At 64.8% G+C, this 21,696-nt stretch carries 21 protein-coding genes; 5 read left to right on the top strand and 16 right to left on the bottom strand.

Going from position 1 to position 21,696, the window contains the following annotated elements:
* Positions 1–6: 6 nt before the first annotated feature.
* Both ETP66_RS01415 and hslV read right to left on the bottom strand, forming a co-directional pair.
* Entirely contained in the window at positions 7–1,257 is a 1,251-nt protein-coding gene (locus tag ETP66_RS01415) for an ATP-dependent protease ATPase subunit HslU (RefSeq protein WP_130839897.1), read from the bottom strand.
* A complete protein-coding gene (gene hslV, locus ETP66_RS01410) occupies positions 1,254–1,796 on the bottom strand; it encodes an ATP-dependent protease subunit HslV (protein ID WP_269089294.1) in 543 nt (180 codons plus the stop codon). The genes ETP66_RS01415 and hslV overlap by 4 nt, the downstream gene beginning before the upstream one ends.
* A gap of 89 nt (positions 1,797–1,885) precedes the next feature.
* Here hslV and ETP66_RS01405 point away from each other — a divergent pair, with 89 nt between their 5' ends.
* From ETP66_RS01405 to ETP66_RS01385, 5 genes are all read left to right on the top strand, one after another.
* Positions 1,886–3,280: a sigma 54-interacting transcriptional regulator gene (locus tag ETP66_RS01405; RefSeq protein WP_130839895.1), complete on the top strand. Its 1,395-nt coding sequence runs from the start codon at positions 1,886–1,888 to the stop codon at positions 3,278–3,280.
* Complete coding sequence (locus ETP66_RS01400; RefSeq protein WP_130839893.1) at positions 3,270–3,572, top strand: nucleotidyltransferase family protein; 303 nt, start codon at positions 3,270–3,272, stop codon at positions 3,570–3,572. The genes ETP66_RS01405 and ETP66_RS01400 overlap by 11 nt, the downstream gene beginning before the upstream one ends.
* Positions 3,557–3,958 carry an HI0074 family nucleotidyltransferase substrate-binding subunit gene (locus tag ETP66_RS01395; protein ID WP_130839891.1) on the top strand — a complete coding sequence of 134 codons (402 nt, stop codon included), beginning with the start codon at positions 3,557–3,559 and terminating at the stop codon, positions 3,956–3,958. Before ETP66_RS01400 ends, ETP66_RS01395 begins: the two co-directional genes overlap by 16 nt.
* Positions 3,939–5,162: a vWA domain-containing protein gene (locus tag ETP66_RS01390; RefSeq protein WP_130839889.1), complete on the top strand. Its 1,224-nt coding sequence runs from the start codon at positions 3,939–3,941 to the stop codon at positions 5,160–5,162. Before ETP66_RS01395 ends, ETP66_RS01390 begins: the two co-directional genes overlap by 20 nt.
* Before the next feature lie 118 nt (positions 5,163–5,280).
* Entirely contained in the window at positions 5,281–5,493 is a 213-nt protein-coding gene (locus ETP66_RS01385) for a hypothetical protein (RefSeq protein WP_130839970.1), read from the top strand.
* A 33-nt stretch (positions 5,494–5,526) separates the two neighbouring features.
* Here ETP66_RS01385 and ETP66_RS01380 read toward each other — a convergent pair whose 3' ends face one another.
* The 14 genes from ETP66_RS01380 to ETP66_RS01315 all read right to left on the bottom strand — a co-directional run bounded on the left by ETP66_RS01380 (position 5,527) and on the right by ETP66_RS01315 (position 21,664).
* On the bottom strand, positions 5,527–6,699 hold the full coding sequence (locus ETP66_RS01380) for an extracellular solute-binding protein (protein WP_130839887.1): 1,173 nt from the start codon (positions 6,697–6,699) through the stop codon (positions 5,527–5,529).
* Between the two features lie 85 nt (positions 6,700–6,784).
* Entirely contained in the window at positions 6,785–7,936 is a 1,152-nt protein-coding gene (locus ETP66_RS01375; RefSeq protein ID WP_130839885.1) for a Wzz/FepE/Etk N-terminal domain-containing protein, read from the bottom strand.
* Between the two features lie 48 nt (positions 7,937–7,984).
* Positions 7,985–9,841: a polysaccharide biosynthesis protein gene (locus ETP66_RS01370; RefSeq protein ID WP_130839883.1), complete on the bottom strand. Its 1,857-nt coding sequence runs from the start codon at positions 9,839–9,841 to the stop codon at positions 7,985–7,987.
* Positions 9,842–9,893: 52 nt separating this feature from the next.
* Positions 9,894–11,018, bottom strand: a complete 1,125-nt coding sequence (locus tag ETP66_RS01365; protein ID WP_130839881.1) for a DegT/DnrJ/EryC1/StrS family aminotransferase — start codon at positions 11,016–11,018, stop codon at positions 9,894–9,896.
* Positions 11,015–11,629: an acetyltransferase gene (locus ETP66_RS01360; RefSeq protein ID WP_130839879.1), complete on the bottom strand. Its 615-nt coding sequence runs from the start codon at positions 11,627–11,629 to the stop codon at positions 11,015–11,017. The genes ETP66_RS01365 and ETP66_RS01360 overlap by 4 nt, the downstream gene beginning before the upstream one ends.
* Positions 11,626–12,246, bottom strand: coding sequence for a sugar transferase (locus ETP66_RS01355; RefSeq protein ID WP_130839877.1), 621 nt, complete (start codon positions 12,244–12,246; stop codon positions 11,626–11,628). The genes ETP66_RS01360 and ETP66_RS01355 overlap by 4 nt, the downstream gene beginning before the upstream one ends.
* 26 nt (positions 12,247–12,272) lie before the next feature.
* Entirely contained in the window at positions 12,273–13,178 is a 906-nt protein-coding gene (locus tag ETP66_RS01350; protein ID WP_130839875.1) for a hypothetical protein, read from the bottom strand.
* A gap of 291 nt (positions 13,179–13,469) precedes the next feature.
* Positions 13,470–14,573 carry a glycosyltransferase family 4 protein gene (locus tag ETP66_RS01345; RefSeq protein ID WP_236630064.1) on the bottom strand — a complete coding sequence of 368 codons (1,104 nt, stop codon included), beginning with the start codon at positions 14,571–14,573 and terminating at the stop codon, positions 13,470–13,472.
* Between the two features lie 14 nt (positions 14,574–14,587).
* Complete coding sequence (locus ETP66_RS01340; protein WP_236630066.1) at positions 14,588–15,709, bottom strand: glycosyltransferase; 1,122 nt, start codon at positions 15,707–15,709, stop codon at positions 14,588–14,590.
* A gap of 78 nt (positions 15,710–15,787) precedes the next feature.
* Complete coding sequence (locus ETP66_RS01335) at positions 15,788–16,909, bottom strand: glycosyltransferase (protein WP_130839870.1); 1,122 nt, start codon at positions 16,907–16,909, stop codon at positions 15,788–15,790.
* A 65-nt stretch (positions 16,910–16,974) separates the two neighbouring features.
* The gene (locus tag ETP66_RS01330) at positions 16,975–17,955 is read right to left on the bottom strand and encodes a glycosyltransferase family 2 protein (RefSeq protein ID WP_130839868.1); all 981 of its coding nucleotides are present in this window, start codon (positions 17,953–17,955) and stop codon (positions 16,975–16,977) included.
* Positions 17,918–19,339: an oligosaccharide flippase family protein gene (locus ETP66_RS01325; protein WP_130839866.1), complete on the bottom strand. Its 1,422-nt coding sequence runs from the start codon at positions 19,337–19,339 to the stop codon at positions 17,918–17,920. The genes ETP66_RS01330 and ETP66_RS01325 overlap by 38 nt, the downstream gene beginning before the upstream one ends.
* The gene (locus tag ETP66_RS01320) at positions 19,326–20,267 is read right to left on the bottom strand and encodes a UDP-glucuronic acid decarboxylase family protein (RefSeq protein ID WP_130839864.1); all 942 of its coding nucleotides are present in this window, start codon (positions 20,265–20,267) and stop codon (positions 19,326–19,328) included. Before ETP66_RS01320 ends, ETP66_RS01325 begins: the two co-directional genes overlap by 14 nt.
* A complete protein-coding gene (locus ETP66_RS01315; RefSeq protein ID WP_130839862.1) occupies positions 20,267–21,664 on the bottom strand; it encodes a UDP-glucose dehydrogenase family protein in 1,398 nt (465 codons plus the stop codon). The genes ETP66_RS01320 and ETP66_RS01315 overlap by 1 nt, the downstream gene beginning before the upstream one ends.
* Positions 21,665–21,696: the final 32 nt, after the last annotated feature.

Raw genomic sequence — 21,696 nt, 5'->3', positions numbered from 1 at the left:
TTCCTCCTACAGCACAAACCGCGTCAGGTCCGGAGAGGCGAAGACCGCCTCCAGCCTCTTCTCCACGTAGGCGCGGGTGATCTCCACCCGGCCCAGGTCCGTCTGGAAGCTGACCTCCTCCAAAACCTTTTCCAGAACCGTAGAAAGCCGCCTGGCCCCGATGTCCTCCAGCTCCTGGTTGGCGCGGTGGGCGGCCTGGGCGATGGCCTCCAGGGCCTCGTCGTGGAAGACCACCTCGGTGCCGTCGGCCCGCAGAAGCTCGGTGTACTGGCGGATGAGGGAGTTCTCCGGCTCCTTGAGGATGCGGTAGAACTCCCCGGGGCCCAGGGGGGCGAGTTCCACCCGGATGGGGAAGCGCCCCTGGAGCTCGGGGATCAGGTCCGAAGGCTTGGCTACGTGGAAGGCCCCAGCGGCGATGAAAAGCACGTACTCCGTGGACACGGGGCCGATGCGGGTGGAGACCACCGTGCCCTCCACGATGGGCAGGAGGTCCCGCTGCACCCCCTCCCCGGAGACGTCCGGCCCCACGGTGCCTTCCTTGCGGGCCACCTTGTCGATCTCATCGATGAACACGATCCCGTCCTCCTGGGCCCGGCGCCGGGCCTCCTCCTTCACCTCCTCCTTGTCCACCAGGCGCTCCGCGTGCTGGTTCTTGAGCACCTCCCGCGCCTCCCGCACCGTCATCCGCTTGCGCACCGGGCGCCTGGGGAGAAGCCCCTTGAGCATCTCCCCCATGCCCCCCAACCCCTCCCCTCCCAGGACCCCCATGAAGGGCAGGCTCACCTCCTCCTCCACCTGGATCTCCACGGAAAGGCCATCCAGGTGGCCGGAGCGCACCTCGGCCACCGAGGTGCGGAGGAGGGTGGCGAGCTCCTCCTCGGCGAAGGCCAGGGCCCTCTCCTCCACCTTGCGCTTCATCTCCTCCAGCACCAGGCCGTAGCTGGCCTCGGCCAGGTCCCGGACGATGCCCTCCACGTCCCGGCCCACATAGCCCACCTCCGTGAACTTGGTGGCCTCCACCTTCACGAAGGGGGCTCCGGCCAGGCGGGCCAGGCGGCGGGCGATCTCCGTCTTGCCCACCCCGGTGGGCCCGATCATGAGGATGTTCTTGGGGGTCACCTCCCGGGCGATCTCCGGGGGGAGGCGCTTCCTGCGGTAGCGGTTCCGGAGGGCCACGGCCACCGCCTTCTTGGCGGCCTCCTGGCCCACGATGTGCTTGGAAAGCTCCCGGACGATCTCGGTGGGCGTGAGGTTCATCCTTCCCCCAGGGTGAGGACCGTAACCTGGCCCGAGGTGTAGAGGTCCACCTCCGCAGCTATTTTAAGGGCCTCCTCGGCGATCTCCCGGGCGGAAAGCCCCCCGTGGCGGTAGAGGGCCTTGGCGGCGGCCAGGGCGTAGGGCCCGCCGGAGCCCACCGCCAGCAGGGGCTCCTCGGGGGCGATGACCTCCCCGCTTCCCGAGAGGAGGACCATGCCCTCCCGGTCGGCGGCCACGATCATAGCCTGCAGGTGGCGGAGCACCCGGTCGGTGCGCCAGAGCTTGGCGGTCTCCACCGCTCCCTTGAGAAGGTTGCCCCGGGCCTCCCTGAGGCGCTCCTCGAAGCGCTCCAAAAGGGCCAGGGCGTCCGCCACCCCCCCGGCGAAGCCCACCAGGACCCCCTCCCCCACCTCCAGGCGGCGCACCTTCACCGCCCCCCGCTTGAGGACCGTCTGGCCGAAGGTGACCTGCCCGTCCCCGGCCATGGCGGTGACCCCGTCCTTGCGCACGGCCAGGATGGTGGTGCCGTGGATCTCCACGGGGAGAGGATACCGCCGGCCCATGAGAAAGGCGTTAGGCCTGGCCTCGGACACAAACCCCTCCCCGCCCCCGGCCCTAAACTGGAAGGGTGAAGGCCAGGACCCTAGGCGAGCTCAGGCGCACCTACCCGTTGGAACGGCTCAGGCGCACGGTGAAGGAGGAGGCCCGGGAGAACCTGCGGGAAAAGCTCCGGCGTAGGGAAAGGCTCTTCCCCGGCATCCACGGCTACGAGGACACCGTCCTCCCTGCCCTGGTGCAAGCCATCCTGGCCAAGCAGAACTTCATCCTCCTGGGCACCCGCGGCCAGGCCAAAAGCCGCATCCTGCGGAGCCTCACGGGCCTCCTGGACGAGGAGGTCCCCGCCCTGGCCACCGAGCTCCGCGACAACCCCCTCTTTCCCGTCTCCCCTGAAGGCAAGCGCCTCCTGGAGGAGGCCGGGGACGAGGCCCCCATCGTCTGGGTGGGCCGGGAGGAGCGGTACGTGGAGAAGCTGGCCACCCCCGACACCACCGTGGCCGACCTCCTGGGGGACATGGACCCCATCAAGGCCGCCCGGCGGGGCACGGGGATGGCGGATCTGGAGAGCATGCACTTTGGCCTCCTGCCCCGGGCCAACCGGGGGATCTTCGCCGTGAACGAGCTGGCCGACCTGGCTCCCAAGGTGCAGGTGGCCCTGTTCAACATCCTGGAGGAGGGGGACGTGCAGATCCGGGGCTACCCCATCCGCCTGCCCCTGGACGTCTGGCTGGTCTTCACCGCCAACCCCCAGGACTACACCGCCCGGGGCCGCATCGTCACCCCCCTCAAGGACCGGATCGGGAGCGAGATCCGCACCCACTACCCCAGGAGCCTGGAGGAGGGCCAGAGGATCAGCGCCCAAGAGGCCTACGTGCCCGAGGGGGTCCTGGTACCGGAGTGGGTCCGGCTCTCCGTGGAGGCGGTGGCCTTCGCCGCCCGGGAGGACCGGCGGGTGGACCAGACCGCCGGGGTCTCCCAGCGCCTGGCCATCAGCCTCCTGGAGGTGGTGGCCTCGGGGGCGGAACGGCGGGCCCTCCTCCAAGGGGCGCGCCCGGTGGCCCGCCCCTTGGACCTCTACGGGGGGCTTCCCGCGGTCACCGGTAAGCTGGAGCTGGAATACGAGGGAGAACTCCAGGGGGCGGAAAGGGTGGCCCGGGACCTGGTGCAAAGGGCCTTCGGCATGGTCCTCCCCCGCTACCGCCTGAACACCGATCCCATCGTGGCCCACTTTGAGGCGGGGAACCTCCTCACCCTGCCGGAAGGAGGCGTGGAGGAGGCCCTAAAGGCCATGGAAGAGGTGCCGGGCCTCCTGGAGGCGGCCGGGGCCCTGGCGGGAAGCGGGGAGCCCGAACTCCTCCTTTCCGCGGGGGAGTTCGTGCTGGAGGGGCTGGTGGGGCGGCGGAAACTGGCCCGGGGAGAGATGAGCTACCAGGCGGCGGAGAGGACGCGGAGCTATGGCAACTAGCCTAGAACGGGATAGGCAGGCGGTGCTCACCGCCCTGGCGCCCTACCTCCAGGGCAGGGGGGTAAAGCTCATCCTCTACGGCTCCCACGCCCGGGGGAAAGCCGGTCGGGGCTCGGACCTGGACCTGGCCCTGCTAAGCCCCACCCCCTTAGGGGAAATCCTCCCCCTCCTCAGGGAGGCCTTGGAGGAGGGGCCCGTGCTCCGCCGGGTGGAGCTGGTGGACCTGGGGGAAGTGGACCCCGCGTTCCGGGAAAGGGTTCTAAGGGAGGGGATCGTATGGGCCGAGTTCTAGAACGCCTGGCGGTGGCCAAGCGGGCCCTTGGAACCCTGGAGGAGCTGGCGTACCGGGAAGCCCCAAGTCCCTTGGAGCGGGATGCCGCCATACAACGTTTTGAGTACACCTTCGAGGCTTTTTGGAAAGCCCTCCAAGTCTTCCTGAGGGAGAGGGAAGGTTTGGAAGCCGCAAGCCCCAAGCGGGCCATCCGCCTGGCCCACGAGGTGGGCCTGATGGAGGAAGAGGAGGCCCGCTTGGCCCTCACCATGGCCGACGACCGCAACCTCACGGTCCACACCTACAACGAGACTTTAGCTCAGGCCATATTCGCACGGCTCGGCGGCTACGCCCAGCTCATGGGCAAGGTTCTTGGGAGGATGATGGATGAAGGCCGTCCGCTATAGCCGCTACGAGGGAAGCCTGGAAGACCTCTCCCCCGAGGAGATCCTCTCCCTCCTCGAGGACTTCCTCTTGGACTCTGGGTTTTCCGACCCCTTCCAGCGCTACGACCCCGACCCCGAACGCCGCCCCACCCTGGAGGACCTCTACGACGCCCTCCTCCAGGCCCTCCTCCGGAACGAACTGGTGCCCGAGGACTGGATGCGGGAGGCCCGCTTGGCCGAGCGCAAGGAGGAGACCCGGCTCCACCAGGCCATCCAGGGGATGATCCGGAGGCTTCAGGAGGCGGGCTACCTCCGCCTGCCCGGGGAGGACCCCACCCGCCCGGCCCAGGAGGGCCACCTGGGGGAGGCGGGGGAGGCCCGCTTCGAGCTCACGGAGAAGGGGGCGGACTTCCTGGGGCTGAGGAGCTTGCGGGAGCTCCTGGGCGCCTTAGGCCGCAACGCCCCCGGCCTCCACCCCACTCCCCACCACGCCCCCGGGGTGGAGAAGACCGGGGAGACCAAGGGGTGGGAGTGGGGGGACCCCCTGGAGCTCAACGTGCCCGAAACCCTGAAGCGGGCCGCGGCCAAGGGGCTCACCGACCTGGGCCCGGAGGACCTGGTCATCGACCTCGCGGAGTACACCGCCAGCATGAGCACCGTGGTCCTCCTGGACTGCTCCCACTCCATGATCCTCTACGGGGAGGACCGCTTCACCCCGGCCAAGCGGGTGGCCCTGGCCCTGGCCCACCTCATCCGCACCCAGTACCCCGGGGACCGGGTGCGCTTCGTCCTCTTCCACGACACCGCGGAGGAGATCCCCTTGGCCAGGCTCCCCCTGGCCCAGGTGGGCCCCTACCACACCAACACCAAGGCGGGGCTGGAGCTGGCCCGCGCCCTCCTCAAGAAGATGGGGGGGGAGATGCGGCAGATCATCCTCATCACCGACGGCAAGCCCTCGGCCCTCACCCTGCCCAGCGGGGAGATCTACAAAAACGCCTGGGGCCTGGACCCCCTGATCCTGGCGGAGACCCTCAAGGAGGCCACCCTGGCCCGGCGGGAGGGGATCCCCATCCACGCCTTCATGCTGGCCCGGGAGCCGGAGCTCCTGGCCTTCGTGAAGAAGCTCAGCCAGATCACCCGGGGCAAGGCCTACCTGACCCACCCCGGGAACATCGGCCGGTACCTCCTCCTGGACTTCCTGAACAAGAAGGTGCGGCGGAACTAGCCCCTAGGAGGCCGAGGTGAGGGAAAAGGCGGAAACCCGGTCCAGCAGCAAGGGAGGGCGGGGCGTCCGGCAAGGGGTTCGGAACAGCCCCTTGGGGGCCCGCGCCCCCAAGGGATACCTGGCCCTGCGCCTCGGCCTGCTCCTGGAGAGGCTCCGCCAGGCGAAGCCCCTGCCCAAGCCCCCGCCCGCCCTGTTCCGGGAGCACCCGGAGGTGCGGACCCCCCTCCGCCTGGACCTTCCCTACTACGCCGCCCGCAGGGGCGGGAAGTTTATCCTGATCCCTTGGGACGGCTACATGGAGGAGGTGGAGCGGGCCCTGGAGGAGCTTTAACATCTTGCCAAGCCATCCTGCTTCCTTGGCCCATCAGCGCAGCGGACCCATCGTTCGCAAAGCCTCCTGCTGCCCTTCATCCAACGCTCTTGGCGCCGGAAGGCCCGCCTTAAGGGCACGCTCCAGGGATCGCTCCAAAGCCGAGGCCCAAAGGAGCAAGGGGCCCTCCTGATGCCAGGGGACCAACATCCCCTTTAGGCCCAGGAGGAGACGCCCCACATCCTCACGAGCCCAAACCCGCTGAGCCTGCAAGCTAAGGGGAAGATAGTATGTAGACTGAGCCCAGAAAATTTGCCGTTCTGGCTCGGCCACATACCGATAGAAAGCCTCTAGACCCTGCTTTACCTCCGGAGAAGCTCCCCGCAAAACCACCAAAACCGATCCGGAGGCCGCCACCCTACCCTCCGCTTCCAAGGGCGGAGGGGCCAGCCCAATGGCAAAAGGCCAGTTGGCCCGACCCTGAGCTGCGGGAAGCAAGGTGGAAGGTCCCAAAGCCAAGAATGCCTTGGTCCTGAGAAAGTCAGCCCCGGCCGCCCAGATCTCTGTGGCTCCTCGTGCCTGCAGAGCACCGCGCCGGGCCATATCCTGGAGATAGGATAGGGTGGCGACGGCCTGGGGATGGTTAAAACTCGGCCGACCCTCCCGCACCAACCATCCGCCCCGGGCTAAGACCAGAGCGGAGAAGCTGTAGGCATCCGCTGAGAAAAGCAGCCCTCGAGCAGAACGGCTGCTGAGCCGCTCCGCAGCCTGGGCCAGCTCAGCGAAAGTACGGGGTGGCCTTACCTGGCGGGCCGCCAGAGCCTGCTGATTGAAAAAGAGCACCGCCACTGAGATTCCCAGAGGATACCCGTACAACCGCCCGCCCACCCGACCTAGGGCCAGAAGCTGGGAGTCGAGGTCGGGTTCCTGGAGCGGAGTAAGGGCCTCCAGCAGCCCTTCCCGAACCAGAACGGGCAGGAAACCCAGCTCCACTTGGGCTGCAGGAGGAGCGGTCCCGTTGCGCAACGCCGCCGCCAACAGGACCCCCATTTCGCGATAATCGCCCACGAACCGGGGTTCTATGCGGAAGCGGTTCTGGGCCCCGTTAAAGGCCTGGACATACCCCTCCAGAACCCCCCCCTCCCCCAGGGTATGCCAGAGGGGAATGACCAGCTGGGCCTGCACCGGGAGGGCAAGGGCGAAGGTTACCAAGAGAGCCGGCCTCATAGCCCCAGCCTACAGGATGGGCCGAGGAGCATCCCGGCACCGGGCCCGGGCAAAGCCACCCTTGCCCGCCCGAGCTCTACCGGCCCTAGGGCCGGGCCGAGCTCCCCCGGGCAGGAGGGCCCAGGGCTTCTTTCACAAAGGCCCCCGCTACCCCTAGGACAAGCCCCAAAGCCGCTCCAAAAACCAGAAGGGCAACCCGCCTAGGCGCCACCTCCTCGTATACAGGTTGGGCGCGAACCAGGACCTCGGCCAAGGCTCCTTGAACCAGTGCCAGTTCCAGCTGGAGGTCCAGGCGCTTCCGGGCAAGGGACGAGTAAGCTTCCTTAGCCAACTCCAAGGTTTGGGTCACCTCGCCCAGCTCCACCCAGGCCCTCGCTACCCGCTCCCGCAAGAGGGCCATGCGGGCCTCGATCCCCTCCAACCTCGCCCTAAGGGCTTCCCTCTCCCGCTCAAGGGAAAGCCTTTCCGGCCCCGAAGCAGCCTGGAGCCTGGATTCTAGCTCCACAAGAGCGCTTTTCATCCTCAGGTATTCGCCCGGCAGGGCATCGCTAACCGCGGTGACCTGGCCGGGAATCTGGGCCAATCCTTGGAGGAAGACCAGCTCCGCCAGGTTGCGCTCCAGGCTGCTGGACTGCCAGAAAGCTGCCCAAGCCGCCTGGGCCTGACGGTATGCCTCCCTTGCCTCGGCCAACGGGCCTTCCAGGAACCCGAGTTGGGCCTCCACTCGGGCCGAAAGCAGGTCCCTAAGCCGGCGCACCACCGCCTCTGCCCAAAGGTCGGCCGCTCTGGCCGCTGCCTCCGGGGAAGGAGCGCGCACGCTGAGCGAGGCCACCACCGTGAAGGAATGCCCCTGGAAACCCACCTGCTGGTGGATAGCCTGGCTCTCCAGGCTGAACCCTCGAATCATGCGTTGGGGCCCCAGGCCTTCCCCTCCCTCTTGCCAGGCAGGGGGAAGCTGCCCTTCCCTCTCCAGGGCTTCCCAGACTTCCCGAGCAACCTCTGGGGAGAAGGCCAAAGCCCTAAGCTCCTCGAGGGGAAGGGCAGTCTGGTCCTGCCCGGGAAGGGGGCGAACACCTAGGGTAGCCGTGGAAGCGTAGAGGGGCTTTGCCAGGAAAAACCCGTAAACGAAGGCCCCCAAGAGCCCCAGCAGGGGAAGACTCAGGATCAGGCCCCATTGACGCCTCAGCGTTTCTAAAATATCTCGCAAAGAGAGTTCGTCCCCAGGGATTTCCGCCATATCAAGCTAAGTATACCGGCCTTGGGTCCAGGAAATCCTCGAGCCAGATCATCCTGAATCGGTTTTACTTTCGGAAACGGGCAGGGCTTCCCAGCTGCCGGGGCTGTAAGAGGGCACCAAGAGGCTTAGGGCCTCCCGCACCTTACCCGGATCATAGGAGCGGGCCGCGGCGAACAGGCCTTCCAACAGGCCGGGAAAGTCTTCGCCCAGGGTGCCGTTCTTAGCCACGAAAATCTTCTCGTGTCTAGAGGCCTCTGTTCCCTCCTCCGCCGTGAGAAGCTCCTCATAAAGCTTTTCCCCGGGCCGCATACCGGTGAAGACGATCTCAATATCTCGGTAAGGCTCCAGACCTGCTAGACGGATCAAGTCCTTGGCCAGGTCCAAGATGCGCACCGGCTCCCCCATGTCCAACACGTAGACCAAACCCCTACCTCCCATACTCCCTGCCTGAAGGACCAGCTGGGTAGCCTCCGGGATGGTCATGAAGTAGCGGCGCATCTCCGGGTGGGTCACGGTCACAGGCCCTCCCCGGCGTATCTGCTCCAGAAACAGGGGCACCACACTACCCCTGCTACCCAGGACGTTGCCAAAGCGCACGGAAACGAAATCCTGCCCCTCCTTGGCTCGTTTGGCTCCCCAGGAAACCACCATCTCCGCTACCCGCTTGCTGGCCCCCATCACGGAAGTGGGGTTCACCGCCTTATCGGTAGAGATGTTCACCAGGCGCTCCACGCCATAGACCAGGGCCAACTCCACCAGGTTCCTCGTCCCCCCCACGTTGTTGAACACAGCCTCGGAAGGCCAAGCCTCCATCAACGGCACGTGTTTGTGGGCAGCGGCGTGAAAAACCACGTGGGGACGGTAAAGGCGAAACACCTGCTCCAACCCCTCCCGGTGCCGCACATCGGCCACCACCACCTTGTACCGGAGCTCGGGCCACTCAACCTCCAGCTCCTTCTCAAGCTGGAACAAGCTGTTTTCCCCCCGCCCTAGGAGGAGCAGAAGGTCGGGGTGGAACCGGGCCACCTGCCGGGAAACCTCGCTCCCGATGGAGCCCCCAGCGCCCGTGATGAGAACCACCCGGCCCTCTAGGTAGCCCGCGATCTCTTCCAGGTTGAGCCGCACAGGCCTCCGGCGCAAAAGGTCCTCCAAGCGAACCTCACGGATCTGGGGAAGCCCCACCCGACCGGAGAGAATCTCGTAGAGGGGGGGCAGGATGCGGTAGGGCACCCTTGAAAGCCGGGCCAGGTTCACCACCTGGCGCACCACGCTTCCGGGGGCAGAGGGCATGGCGATAAGGACCTCTTCCACCGCCAGCTCGCGCACGGCCTTAGGCAGGTCCTGGAGGGATCCCACCACCGGAACCCCCTTAATGGTCTGCCCCCGCTTGTTGGGGTCGTCGTCCAGGAAGCCCACGGGCCTCAGGCCCGCCTCAGGGTGCCGGAGCATCTCACCGGCGATCAAGCTTCCCGCCTCCCCTGCCCCGGCCACCAGGACACGCCGTCCTGTGGTCCCCTGCCCGCGCCGGTTTTCCCAATAAAGCCGGGTGGCCAAACGCGCCCCCCCCATGGCCAAAAGAGCCAAGACCCCGGCGATGGGGGGCACGCTTTTAGGCACGGGCAGGTACGCGGCCAAGAGCCAGGCGAAGAGCAGGAGGACTGCGGTCCCCAGAACCACGGCCTTCAGGAGGCGCAGGAGATCCCGTACCCCTACGCGGCTCCAAGCCTGGAGGTGCAGGCCAAAGAAGTAAACGAGCAGGGCCTTCACCGGAAGGCCCAGCAAGGCATACACCAGGGCCACCTCCCGGTACTGGGGAGGGAGGCCCTCGAGGCGAAGGGTAAAGGCCAGGGGCGTGGCTAAAGCCCAGAGGAGGAGGTCGAGGAGGAACTTGATAGTCGTCCGCATATGCCAGGTTCAGCTTACCCGGGGCAAGGGTGAAAAAGGAATGAACGGCGCTTTACCGCGCCAACCTCCTCAGGGCCTCGACCACCCGGTCCTGGTCCTCCGGTTCCAAAGCAGAGCCTGAGGGAAGGCAAAGGCCTTGCGCAAACAGGTTCTCCGCCACCCTCCCCCCCACCACCTCTGCCCCCTGAAAAACGGGCTGGAGGTGGAGGGGCTTCCAAACAGGGCGGCTTTCTATCCCTTCTTGCTCCAAGGCCTGTCGGATTTGCTCGGGAGAGTGCCCGAAAGCTTCTGGGTCCACCAGGATCACCGAAAGCCAGCGGCTGTGCTTGCCCCAAGGGGCTTCCGGCTGAAAGGAGATACCGGGCAGGTCACCTAGACCCTCCACGTAACGGCGGAAAACACGCCTCCTTGCCTCTACCCGGTCCCGCAGGACACGGAGCTGGGCCCGGCCTACTGCTGCTAGAAGGTTACTGAGGCGGTAGTTGTACCCCACTTCCCGGTGTTCATACCAGGGAACCGGCTCCCGGGCCTGTGCCGCCAGTTTGCGGGCTCGGGCAATGAGGGCGGGATCGTCGGAAACCAGCATGCCACCCCCGGAAGTGGTGATGATTTTGTTGCCGTTAAACGAGAAAACCCCCGTCAGACCAAATGTACCTGGGCTCCTCCCCCGGTAGGTAGCCCCCAAAGCCTCGGCAGCGTCCTCTACCAGGGCTACCCCATACTCTTGGCAAAGGGCCAGTATGGGGTCCAGGTTGGCGCTCTGTCCGTAGAGGTGGACCAGGACCACCGCCTTGGGAAGCCTGCCCCGCTTGGCCCTTGCCTCTAGAAATTCCCCCAAGAGGTCGGAATCCATGTTCCAAGAAACAGCCTCGCTGTCTATGAAAATTGGCCTGGCTCCCAGGTAGAGGATGGGGAATGCGCTGGCAGCGAAGGTAAGAGTGGAAACCGCTACCTCGTCCCCAGGCCCCACACCGGCCAGGATCAGGGCCAGGTGGATGGCCGCCGTACCGGAGCTCAGGGCTAGGGCATGCTTCGCACCCACCACCTCTGCGAACTCCCGCTCAAAGGCTTCCACCTGGGGGCCTAAGGGGGCGACCCAGCCAGACTCCAGGGCCTCCTGGAGGAAGCGGGCCTCGAGGCCGGAGAGGTGGGGAGGAGAAAGGTATATCCGCTTCATATGCCCCTCCTCACCCTGGCCGGAACGCCAAAGGCCACCGCACCCGGGGGGATATCCCGAACCACCACGCTCCCCGCGCCCACCACCGACCAGTCGCCTACCCTCACCCCTGGGGCAAGGGAAGCCCCTACCCCTACCAAGCAACCCTCCCCAATGCGGACCGCACCCGCCAAGCGCACCCCCGGAGCCAGGTGGGCAAACTCTCCCACGAAGCAATCGTGCTCTACAATAGCACCCGTGTTCACAATGACCTGCCGCCCAACCACCGCCAGCGCCTGGACCACAGCTCCGGCAAAAACAACCGTCCCCTCACCTAAGGAAGCCGACGGGTGGACGTAAGCCCGGGGATGAACAACGGTCAGCCAGGAAACGCCGGGATACCGCTCAAACAAAGCTTTCCGCAAGCGATTGTCCCCCACCGCCAGCACCGCCCCTGGAGCGGCTTCCTCCCCAAGAAGGCTCGTGGGGCCGACCACCGGCAGGCCCAGGATATTGGAGCCCCATTTGTCCGCATCGTCATCCAGGACAGCCGTGGGCCTGATTCCCAACTCCATGAGGGTGGCGACCACCACCTTGGCGTGCCCTCCACCCCCGACCACGTACACCCTCATGGCTCACCGGTCCCTTTAAACTCCGGCATGGTGGCATGGCCCGGGGCGGATATCCCCTCTCGCCTGAGTACCTTTAGGACGGTCAAGGCCAGCACCTTCAGGTCAACCCAGATGGTCCAGTTGTCCACATACCACACGTCCAGCTTGAACTTCTCTTCCCAAGTCAGGGCGTTACGCCCGTTCACCTGGGCCCACCCGGTAATGCCCGGCTTTACCTCGTGCCTGCGGGCCTGTTCCGGGGTGTAGCGCTCCAAATACTCCCTGAGAAGAGGCCTAGGCCCCACCAGGCTCATCTCCCCTTTTAGAACGTTGAAAAGCTCGGGGAGCTCGTCCAAGCTGGTTTCCCGCAGAAAGCGGCCAAAAGGGGTTAGGCGTTTGTCGTCGGGAAGAAGCCCGCCCTGGGCATCCCGTTCCTCGGTCATGGTCCGAAACTTGTAGATGACGAAGGGTTTTCCACCAAAGCCAGCCCTTACCTGCCGGAAAAGCACGGGGCTCCCCAGCTCCCGCCGCACCCTCCAGGCCAGATAGAGCATCAGGGGACCGAAGGCAAGGAGGCCAAAGCTGGCTCCTAGGACGTCCAGGCATCGCTTGAGAAAGGTGTTGCGGGCAACCCTCATGGCCTCACCGCGATCAAGTTCAACTGCTAGGTGCCGAGCGCCTCCCTGCCGGTTGTCGAGGGGAAGGAGGCCCACCCTACGGCCGATCTTTGCGCCTGCGCCCGAGCCCAGACCATGAAAACGGCAAGGTACACGAAGATGCGCAGGCGCATCGCCGTTCCCAAATTATCGTTTCCCAAAACGAAAACCGTGGTGTAGGCCAGTGCGAACAGCAGGAGAAATTTCGAGAAGAAATCTAGGCGAAGACGAGCACCCCACACCCCAGCAGCAAAATAGAGAAAGGGCAAGGATTCCGCCAGGAAAAGAAGGAAAGCCTTAAAGGAGTTGAGGTACAGGCCAAGGACCTGATACACAAAAGACAGGCCAAACACCCTCAAAAAATCCATTCCCGATCGCCCCTGGAAGCCGAGCCCGAAGGAGGAGCCCCCCCCTGCAAACCCCTCCTCCCCCCGGTACTGGGCAACGGGGGCCAATAAGCCCACGGTGTGGGCCACGTAGAGGGCCATCCCATAAAGGACCAACCCGGCGAAGATGGCCTCCCAGCGGAGGCGAAAGCGCGAAAAGAGGTGGGCCAACAAAAACCCGAGCCCCAAGGAAAAGCCCAGGTATCCCCGCAGGTGAAAGAGCACCCCCACCAGGACCGCAAACAGGGCGGCATAACCCACCCTGGCTAAGGTAGCCTTGGAAAAATAGCGGCGAGCAACGTAGACCCCGATCAGGAATATGCTCAGCATGAAGACATCCCGATAGATATCCAAAGTGAACCAAAAGGGAGCGGGATAAAGGGCAACCACGGCCGCCGAGAACCAAAACAGCCTGTGCCCGGCTCCCCTAACCTTAAAGCCCCCCACAGCGACATATGCGGCCGCTATGGGAACCAGCCAAACCCCCAGGAGCATATTCAGGAAGGCGACGCCTTGCCTGCTGTACATTCCCGCCTCGTACAACCCCCGTAGGAGGACAGGCCAAAGGGAGGTGGCGTAACCGACCCTTCCCTGGGCATAAGCGTGGTAATAGTCCCCGTCGTTGCCGGACTCAGGCCCTACAATCCAGCCCAGCAAAGGCACACCCCCCAAAACCACCAGGGCCCAGAGGTAGGTCTTACCCAAGGAAGCCGTCAAAAAGACGGCAAACCAGAACCGGCTGGGAAGCTGCGCCCAAAAGGGCAGGGATTTGCCCTTTGCCCTTCCCGGGCCTCTCCTTGTCGCCCAAGCCGCCATTCTCTAAAGCCCCAGATCCCTGACCAGCCGCTCGCTCGCCTTTCTTGCGTCAAACCGCCTCTCCGCCAACCTGCGGCTCTCCCAGCCCATGGGCAGGATGAGGCCAGGCTCCCGCAGGAAAATTTCCATGGCCTTCGCCAGGGCGCTCGCATCCCGGGGCGGCACCAGGAAGCCGTTCACCCCCTCCACCACCGTTTCCCGGCAACCGGGAGCGTCCGTGGTGATCACTGGACGGGCCATGGCCATGGCCTCCTGGGTGCTGCGGGGGACACCCTCCCGGTAAGAGGGTAACACATACACGCTGGTTTCCCGCAAGTACGGGCGCACGTCCCCCGCCCAAGGCACCCATTCCAGAATACCTTCCCTTACCCAGGCCCGCACCTCTTCTTCCCGGACAGCCCCGGGGTTGGTGTCCAGGGGCCCGATGAGAAGGAAGCGGGCCTCAGGATACCTGGCCTTCACCCTGCGGGCGGCCTCGGCGAACTCCCGCACCCCCTTCTCCTTGAGAAGGCGCGCAATGAGGGTAAAGGTGGGCGGGTCCAGATGAGGCGGGGCCGGAGGCCACTCCTCCAGGGGAACCCCGATTCCCCCTAGGAGCACCGCCTTCTCCCTGCGCACTAGACCGCGGGCCACGAACTCCTCGAGGTCATCCGGATTGAGGAAGAAGACCTTGTGGGCCAGGGCGAAGCTAAGGCGGAAAAGTAGGGTCAGTATGCTACGCACGAGCCGCCTCTTCAACCCCTCTTCTCCGGGCGTAAAGGCGTACCCCAGCCCCTCCACCACCGCCGCCCTAAGGGGGACCCCCGCCAGGGCCGCCGCCGGGATGCCGTAGGCGTTGGGCTTGGCCTGCCAGGTAAGGACCACCTGCGGACGCTCCCGACGAAAAAAGCGGAGGAGGGAAAGGAAACTCTTCAGGTCCTCCAGCGGACTTAACCCCGTGCGGCTCAAGGGGTAGTCCACGGGCAAGGCCCCCAGGGCCAGCACCCCCTCCCTGATCTCTGGGGTGAAGTCTGGACCTAAGACCCACACCTTCACCCCCCGCTGGGCCAGCTCCCGCAGCAGGGCTCCTCGGAAACGAATTAGGGAAGGGGTATAGGGGTTGACCATGGCCAGGGAGGGGCTTACACCAACCCTTTCCGCTTCAGCAGGCTCAGGTAAAGAGCCTCCCATCGCTCCACGATTTTATCCAACGAGAAGTGCTCTTCCACCCACTCCCGCCCCCTAAGGCCCATGAGGACGCGGTCCCCCTGGTCCAAGGCCAGCATCCGCTCCATAGCGCCAGCCAAGGCCTCCGGAGATCTGGGCCACACGAGGAAACCGCTTACCCCCTCCCGCACCACCTCCCGGTTGGCCCCCACGTCCGTGGCCACGATAGGCAGGCCGCTGGCGTGGGCCTCCAGAAGAACCATGGGCATACCCTCCCAGGCAGAGGACATCACGTAGGCGTCCGCAGCGTTCATAAGCTCGGGAACATCCTTGCGTAGCCCCAGAAAGCGCACACTTTCCCCCAATCTCAGCTCCAAAGCCAAACTTTTGACCTGGTCCTGCAAGCTCCCTTGGCCCACCACCCAGAGCCGGGCCTGGGGGTGCTTCCCCCTCACCTGGGCGAAAGCCCGAAGGAGGGTCGGGTAATCCTTGGCCTCCTCAAGCCGCCCCACGGCCAGCCACAAGAACTCCTCCCCCACCCCGAGTTCCTGGCGCTTAACCTTACGGATTTCCGGGCGGGGGGCAAAGCGCTCCGTGTCCACGCCATTGGGGATGTAGACCAGTTTGTCCGGCCTCACCGCCCTACCTTGGAGGAAGCGCTCGCACCCTTCCCTTGACACCTGGGTGGTCACATCCGCCAGGAAGTCCGTCAGGCGGTAGGCGAGGTGGGTGCTGCGCTCGGTTTTGAAGGAGCGGCCCACCTCGAGGGTGTTTTGAGCGGTAGAAATCAGCACCGGCACCGGGGCCAGCACCCGGGCCACGCGGGCCAGGAGGTTGGCGTGGATCATCTGGCTGTGGACCACGTGGGGGCGGTACCGCCGGAACAGGGCGGCGAGGCGCACCACTCCCCGAGGATCGGGTTGGCCGCGGCGCATGCCCAGGACCGCTACGGGAATACCAGCTTCCCTGAGTTCCCCCACAAAGGCCTGGGGCTCCAGCAGGGAAGCCACCTGCACCGCCCAACCCCGGGCATGCAAGCGATGGGCTAAAGCCACCACTTGTGTTTCCGCCCCTCCATAGGCTAGTCCCGTGACCACCTTGAGCAAACGCGCGTTTTTCGGCCGCTCCAAGAGCACCCCCCCTCTCGTTTTCCAATGGGGCAACCCGCAAAAAGATCATCTCGCGCGGTTATCCCTCAAGCCCAGCACTTCCTCGTACGCACGCAACGCCTCCTCCAAGCCAAAGCGTTCTCGAGCCCGCCTTGCCCGGGCCTGTTTTTCAGTTTCCGAATCGGGCTGAAGAAGGGCCTCCATCAATGCTTTAGCCAAGGCCTCCTCGTCCCCTACGGGGACCAAGCGACCCCATCTCCCTCCCTCCAGCACCTCTGCGGGCCCGTAAGGGCAATCCGTAGCCACCACCTTTGTCCCTAGAGCCAAGGCCTCAATGAGGACCGTAGGCAGAGCCTCCGAAGCGGAGGACAAGGCCAGCACCGAAGCCCGCCGCATGTAGGGGTAAGGGTTGGCCATGAATCCCGGCATCTCCACATAGGCCTCCAGTCCTAAGCCCCTTACCAAAGCCTCTAGCGCAGGCCGCTCGGGACCCTCACCTAAGATGAGGAGGCGGCTCGGCACCCGCTGGCGAACCTTGGCAAAAGCCCGGATTAGGAGGGAGAAGTCCTTTTGAGGAACAAGCCGCCCCACCCCTAACACCACGGGCTCCTCTCCCGGTCTGAACCAGGGGTGTTCCAAAGGTTCCTCGGCCTTCTGGTAAAGTTCCTCCGTCACCACGGGGTTGTAAATGGTGCGCACCTTTTCCCGTGGGACTCCCAGGTCACGAACCAGTTCCTCCGCCACCCCTCGGGAAACCGCCACCACCGCGTCCGCCCAAGGATAGGTGTTCCGGATCCAAAAGGGCATCAGCTTGCCCCGAAGCGTTTGGGACCACGCGGCGCTGGGAAGGACGCCGATGTGCTCCGCCACCACCAAACGGGTGGGCACCCGGGCCATGCGCCGGGCCCAGATGGCCACCACGTTGGCGTGATTCAAGGAGGATAGAAGAACAACGGGACGCTCTCTCTTTAAGTACCGGACCAGCGGGAGCAGGGATTGGGCCACGCGCCCACTTTTGAAATCCACCAACCTAAGCGGAGAAGGTATCTGGGCTAGAAGGGGGCCGTCGGCGCGAGCCAGGACGAGGTCCACCTGGTAACCCCTGCGGCTCAGGCCTTCTGCGAGAGTAAGGGTTATCCGCTCAGCCCCACCGGCTGCCAGTGAGGGCAAAAAAAGCCCTACCCTCACGTTCCACCCCCGATCCACCGCCCTAGGCGCTTAAGCCAAGGGGGCCTTCCCACCACATCCAGGCCTCAAATCAACCAGCGCGTGCGAAGACCGGGGGGAAGGAAGAGGACCAAAAGGAAGAAGACAGCCTGCCGAAAGCGCTTCCTTAGGGGCAGGTACGGCCAGGTAAGGGAAGCCGCGAGGCCATCAAGGCCTAACTTAGCGTAGCCAGTCCGGACCAGATCCGAGCCTAAGGCTTTGGCCAAGGCCTCTATTTTGTAGCCATGAGCGTGTCCAAAGGGGTATCGGGGAGTCCATCCCCTTTTGGCCGCTTCTCTTAAGATTATGCCCTTTTGGCATTCCCCAATCCGGATCTCCTTTTCCAACCATTCCCTAACCACGTTGAGGGTAGCCCAGGCGTTCTTCCCATGCACCCTGTAAAGGGCAAACGGCTCCTCCACGGAAACGATAGGCCCGCGAAGACCCGCAAGGGTCAGCAAGTAACTGTCCGCGCTGATCCTCCAACACTCCTCGGGCATGGGCAACACCGCGGACAAAAACTCCCGGGAAAAGGCGTTGCCGCTGGTAGGAGGGCTAGGGTACATCCTCCAACGCAGCAAATATTCCCTAACCGAGCCTGAGGGGAGGGGAACCTCTTTTTCGGGGTAGGAGTAACCCAAGGGTTTCAGGATGGCATCGACCACCTCCACCCTCCCCTGGACCGTGGTGATCCCCGGACGCCAGGCAGCCATCACCTGGGCTACAGCTTGGGGCAAGAGCACATCATCCGCATCCAAAAAAAGGACTACTTGACCCTTGGAGGCTCGGAAACCCGCATTGAAAGCGGAGGCTTGCCCCCCGTTTTCCTTGTAAACTGGCACGATTTTTCCCGAAAAAGCATACTCCTCTATCACATCTCGGGAGTTGTCGGTGGACCCGTCGTCCACCACCACAACCTCCAAATTAGTATAACTTTGATTTAAGGCGCTTTCTATCGCATCCCGCAAGTACTGCCCATAGTTGTAGTTATTAATCACGATGCTGACCAACGGCCCCTCTCTCACCATAACCTCCCTTCCAGACCAACCAATGCCTGCGGATCAACCCCCAAGCAGACCTAGACCAGGGCAAAGCCAGCCAGACTCCAAGAGGGCCGAGAGCCCACAAGCCCGCGTGCGGGGCAAAAAGGGCCAGGCCCAAAAAGATAGCCCAGCCCAGCGGTTCCCAAAGGGACAAAGGACCGACGCGGCGGAGGAGGAAAAGGTGGATGAGGGCATAGCTCAGGAGGGCAAGCACTTCGGCCAGACCGTAGCCCAAAAGGCCGAAGGAGGGCAATCCCCAAGCCAGCGTAATCCCCAGCAACCCCATGTGCGCCAGATGGAAGAGGAACACATCGAGGTTGTACCTCAGGACATAAAGCGCAGAGGAATGCAAGGAAAAAGTCGCATTGAAGAGGTAACCCAATGCGACATAAGGTAATACTTTCAAAACCAAATCTCCCGCAGGCCCCAAAAGCCAGGGCAAAACAAGGGGCGAAACCAGGGTAAAAACAAGAAAGACTGAACCCACAGCTAGGGTCTGGACCAAAGCGCCCTCTTCCACCCCCCTAAGCAGGCTACGGCGATCCCCTTGGAGGCGTCCTAACAAAGGTATCGAAATCCTCCAGCCAATCCCGTTGAGAAAGGCCAGGGGTTCTACAATGCGCACGGCCATCGCCACCAGCCCCGCTGCGTCTGTACCCACGTAGCGACCCACCAGGGTAAGCACCAGGGGCAAGCGCACCTGCCAGGCCCACGCGGAAGCGGAATAGCCTAGACCGTAGGCCACCATTTCTTTGAGCAAAGACCCGCGCCATGTCCAACGCGGGCGATATGGAAAGCGAAGCCAGTACCCCACCAGTAGAAGGGTCTGCTGTCCCCATACCCCCACCACAGGTGCCCAAACGCCTTTGCCCGCAAGGGCTAAGGGGATGGCTAAGGAAAGGGCTACAACCTGCCCGAGGAGCTCCACCCTCGCCACCACGGGATAGTCCAGCCTACGCTCTAACTGGCTTAAGGGAACCAAGGCCAGAAGCTGGATAGGTATGAGGGCAAATAAGGCGGTTATGGGCCAGAAGGCTTGCAAAGAAATGCTTGCCAGATGCAGAACCCCGTGGGAAAAGACGGGAGCCAGGAGCAGACTCGCACCCCCAGCCAAAACCAGATAGGCAAAGGCCTGGTCCAGGCGATCCCGGGTGAGCTGAGGATGGCGTATGAGGTACACTCCAATACCCAGGCTCAAGACTTGTATAGCAAAAATAGATATAGCCGCAGCTATGGCGAAGATTCCGTAGGCATCGGGACCGATTATTCGGATAACAAAAAAGAGGTTGGCTAGGCTCAGGAGCATTCCTATGCCCTGCCGCAAGGCAAGGGCGGTTCCGCCAAGAAGGATCTGCCTACGAAGCCCCATCAAGCACTTCCCTAAAGTGGTCTAGGGTCCTCCGCAATCCCTCCCGCACCGCTACCTTGGGCTCCCAGCCCAAAAGCTCGCGGGCCAGGGAGATGTCCGGCCGCCGCTGGCGGGGGTCGTCCTCCGGCAAGGGGCGGAAGACGATAGGGGAAGGGCTCCCTGTGAGCTCCTTCACCAACAGAGCCAGGTCCAGCACCCGGTATTCCTCCGGGTTCCCCAGGTTCACGGGGTAGGGGTAGTCCACCTCCATCAGGCGGCGGAGGCCCTCGATGAGGTCGTCCACGTAGCAGAAGGAACGGGTCTGGCTCCCGTCCCCATAGACCGTGAGGGGCTCCCCCCTCAGGGCCTGGACGATGAAGCTGGAGACCACCCGCCCATCCTCGGGGTCCATGAAAGGGCCGTAGGTGTTGAAAATGCGCACGATGCGCACGGAAAGACCATGGGCCCGGTGGTAGGCCAGGGTCAGGGCCTCGGCGTAGCGCTTGCCCTCGTCGTAGATGCTCCGGGGGCCCACGGGGTTCACGTTCCCCCAGTAGCTCTCCGGCTGGGGGTGAACCAGGGGGTCCCCGTAGACCTCGCTGGTGGAGGCCAGGAAGAAGCGGGCTCCCTTCCTCAGGCTCAGGTCCAGGAGGTGCCGGGTGCCTTCGGCGTTGACCAGGAGGGTTTCTATGGGGAGCCTCAGGTAGCGGGGCGGGGAGGCGGGGGAGGCGAAGTGGAGCACCCAGTCCAGGGGGCCTGCCACCTCCAGGGGTTTACTGACATCGGCTCTGAGGAAGGTGAAGTGGGGGTGGCGCCCCAGGCGCTTCAGGTTCCGGGTCTGCCCGGTGGAAAGGTTGTCCACCCCCACCACCTCGTGCCCTTCGCGCAAGAGCCTTTCCGCCAGGTGGCTGCCCAAAAAGCCGGCGACTCCGGTAAGGAGAACCCGCACTAAGACACCTCCCTCACCAGGCTACCCCTTTGCGGTACGCCCACACCCAGGTAACGGTACCCGAGCCTGAGGAGCTCCTCCCCGTCCAGGTGGTTGCGGGCGTCCACCACCAGGGGGGTGCGGAAAAGGGCCCTAAGGGACCCCCAGGGCCAGGTGCGGTACTCCGGCCAGTCCGTGGCCAGGACCGCCGCGTCCGCCCCCCGGAGGAGGGCCTCGGGGGTCTCGGCGTACTCCAGGGGAAGGGCAACCTCCCTCCGGGCCCGGGGCAGGGCCACGGGGTCGTGGGCCCGCACAAAAGCCCCCCGCTCCAGAAGGAGGGCCGCCAGCTCCAGGGCCGGGGATTCCCGCAGGTCATCGGTGTGGGGCTTGAAGGCCAGGCCCAAAAGGGCAATGGTCCTGCCCCGCAGGGTGCCCAGGGCCTCCTGGAGTTTGCCCACCACCCGCTGCCGCTGGGCGAAGTTCACCCGCCGGGCCGCCTCCACGATGGGCAAAGGGACCCCCGCCTCCTCCCCCATGGCCAGGAGGGCCAGGGTGTCCTTGGGGAAGCAGCTTCCCCCCCAGCCCAAGCCCGCCTGCAGGAAGCGGGGGCCGATGCGGCTATCCAGGCCGATCCCCCGGGCCACCTCGCGGATGTCCGCCCCCACCCGTTCCGCCAGGGCGGCCAGCTCGTTGATGAAGCTGATCTTCAGGGCCAGGAAAGCGTTGGCCGCGTACTTGATGAGCTCCGCCGAAGCCAGGTCCGTGGTGAGAAAGGGCACCGCCCCCATCCGCTCCGGCCGGGGGAGGAAAGGGGGCGGGGGGAAGCTCTGCTCCAGGACGGGTTCATAGAGCTCCCGTAAAGCGGCCACCGCCCTGGGGTCCTCCGCCCCCACCACGATGCGGTCCGGGTAGAAGCTGTCGTAGAGCGCCTGGCCTTCCCGCAGGAACTCGGGGTTGGAGGCCACCGCCAGGCGGCCGTCCAGCTCCCCTCCATGGGCCTGGGCGTAGGCCCGCCGCACCAGGGCTTCCACGAAGTTCCCGCTCCCCACCGGGACCGTGGACTTGTTCACCACCACGGTGAAGCCCTCCCCCAGGTGCCGCCCGATCGCCTCCGCGGCGGCCTGCACCTGGGAGAGGTCCGGGCCGCCCTTGGGCCCTGGGGGTGTGCCCACCGCCAGGAAGACCACCTCCGCCTGGGGGATGGCCTCCTCGTAGCGGGCGGTGAAGCGGATCCGCCCCTGGGCCAGGGCCAGGACCTCCCGCAGGTGGGGCTCGAAGAAGGGGAGCACCCCCTGCCTCAGGCCCTCCACCCGGGCCTCGTCCACGTCCAGAACCACCACCCGGTGCCCCAGGTAGGCCAGGGCCGCCCCCGTGGTGAGGCCCACGTAGCCAGCGCCGACCACCGCTACCTTTTTCATAGCCCCTCCCAGCACCACCTTAGCAGTATACG

The sequence above is a fragment of the Thermus thermamylovorans genome (genome assembly GCF_004307015.1).
Classification (GTDB): domain Bacteria; phylum Deinococcota; class Deinococci; order Deinococcales; family Thermaceae; genus Thermus; species Thermus thermamylovorans.
The sequence above is the reverse complement of the archived record's forward strand: the minus strand, read 5'-3'. Positions and strand labels throughout refer to the sequence as shown.

Excerpts from the sequence above, each read along its gene's own strand:
- ETP66_RS01395 (WP_130839891.1), top strand. The coding sequence starts at position 3,557 with ATGGGCCGAGTTCTAGAACGCCTGGCGGTGGCCAAGCGGGCCCTTGGA.
- ETP66_RS01415 (WP_130839897.1), bottom strand. The coding sequence starts at position 1,257 with ATGAACCTCACGCCCACCGAGATCGTCCGGGAGCTTTCCAAGCACATC.
- ETP66_RS01365 (WP_130839881.1), bottom strand. The coding sequence starts at position 11,018 with ATGAAGCGGATATACCTTTCTCCTCCCCACCTCTCCGGCCTCGAGGCC.
- ETP66_RS01315 (WP_130839862.1), bottom strand. The coding sequence starts at position 21,664 with ATGAAAAAGGTAGCGGTGGTCGGCGCTGGCTACGTGGGCCTCACCACG.
- ETP66_RS01355 (WP_130839877.1), bottom strand. The coding sequence starts at position 12,246 with ATGAGGGTTGCCCGCAACACCTTTCTCAAGCGATGCCTGGACGTCCTA.
- ETP66_RS01400 (WP_130839893.1), top strand. The coding sequence starts at position 3,270 with ATGGCAACTAGCCTAGAACGGGATAGGCAGGCGGTGCTCACCGCCCTG.
- ETP66_RS01390 (WP_130839889.1), top strand. The coding sequence starts at position 3,939 with ATGAAGGCCGTCCGCTATAGCCGCTACGAGGGAAGCCTGGAAGACCTC.
- ETP66_RS01360 (WP_130839879.1), bottom strand. The coding sequence starts at position 11,629 with ATGAGGGTGTACGTGGTCGGGGGTGGAGGGCACGCCAAGGTGGTGGTC.
- ETP66_RS01380 (WP_130839887.1), bottom strand. The coding sequence starts at position 6,699 with ATGAGGCCGGCTCTCTTGGTAACCTTCGCCCTTGCCCTCCCGGTGCAG.
- ETP66_RS01330 (WP_130839868.1), bottom strand. The coding sequence starts at position 17,955 with ATGGTGAGAGAGGGGCCGTTGGTCAGCATCGTGATTAATAACTACAAC.
- ETP66_RS01325 (WP_130839866.1), bottom strand. The coding sequence starts at position 19,339 with ATGGGGCTTCGTAGGCAGATCCTTCTTGGCGGAACCGCCCTTGCCTTG.
- ETP66_RS01375 (WP_130839885.1), bottom strand. The coding sequence starts at position 7,936 with ATGGCGGAAATCCCTGGGGACGAACTCTCTTTGCGAGATATTTTAGAA.
- ETP66_RS01345 (WP_236630064.1), bottom strand. The coding sequence starts at position 14,573 with ATGGTCAACCCCTATACCCCTTCCCTAATTCGTTTCCGAGGAGCCCTG.
- ETP66_RS01350 (WP_130839875.1), bottom strand. The coding sequence starts at position 13,178 with ATGTACAGCAGGCAAGGCGTCGCCTTCCTGAATATGCTCCTGGGGGTT.
- ETP66_RS01370 (WP_130839883.1), bottom strand. The coding sequence starts at position 9,841 with ATGCGGACGACTATCAAGTTCCTCCTCGACCTCCTCCTCTGGGCTTTA.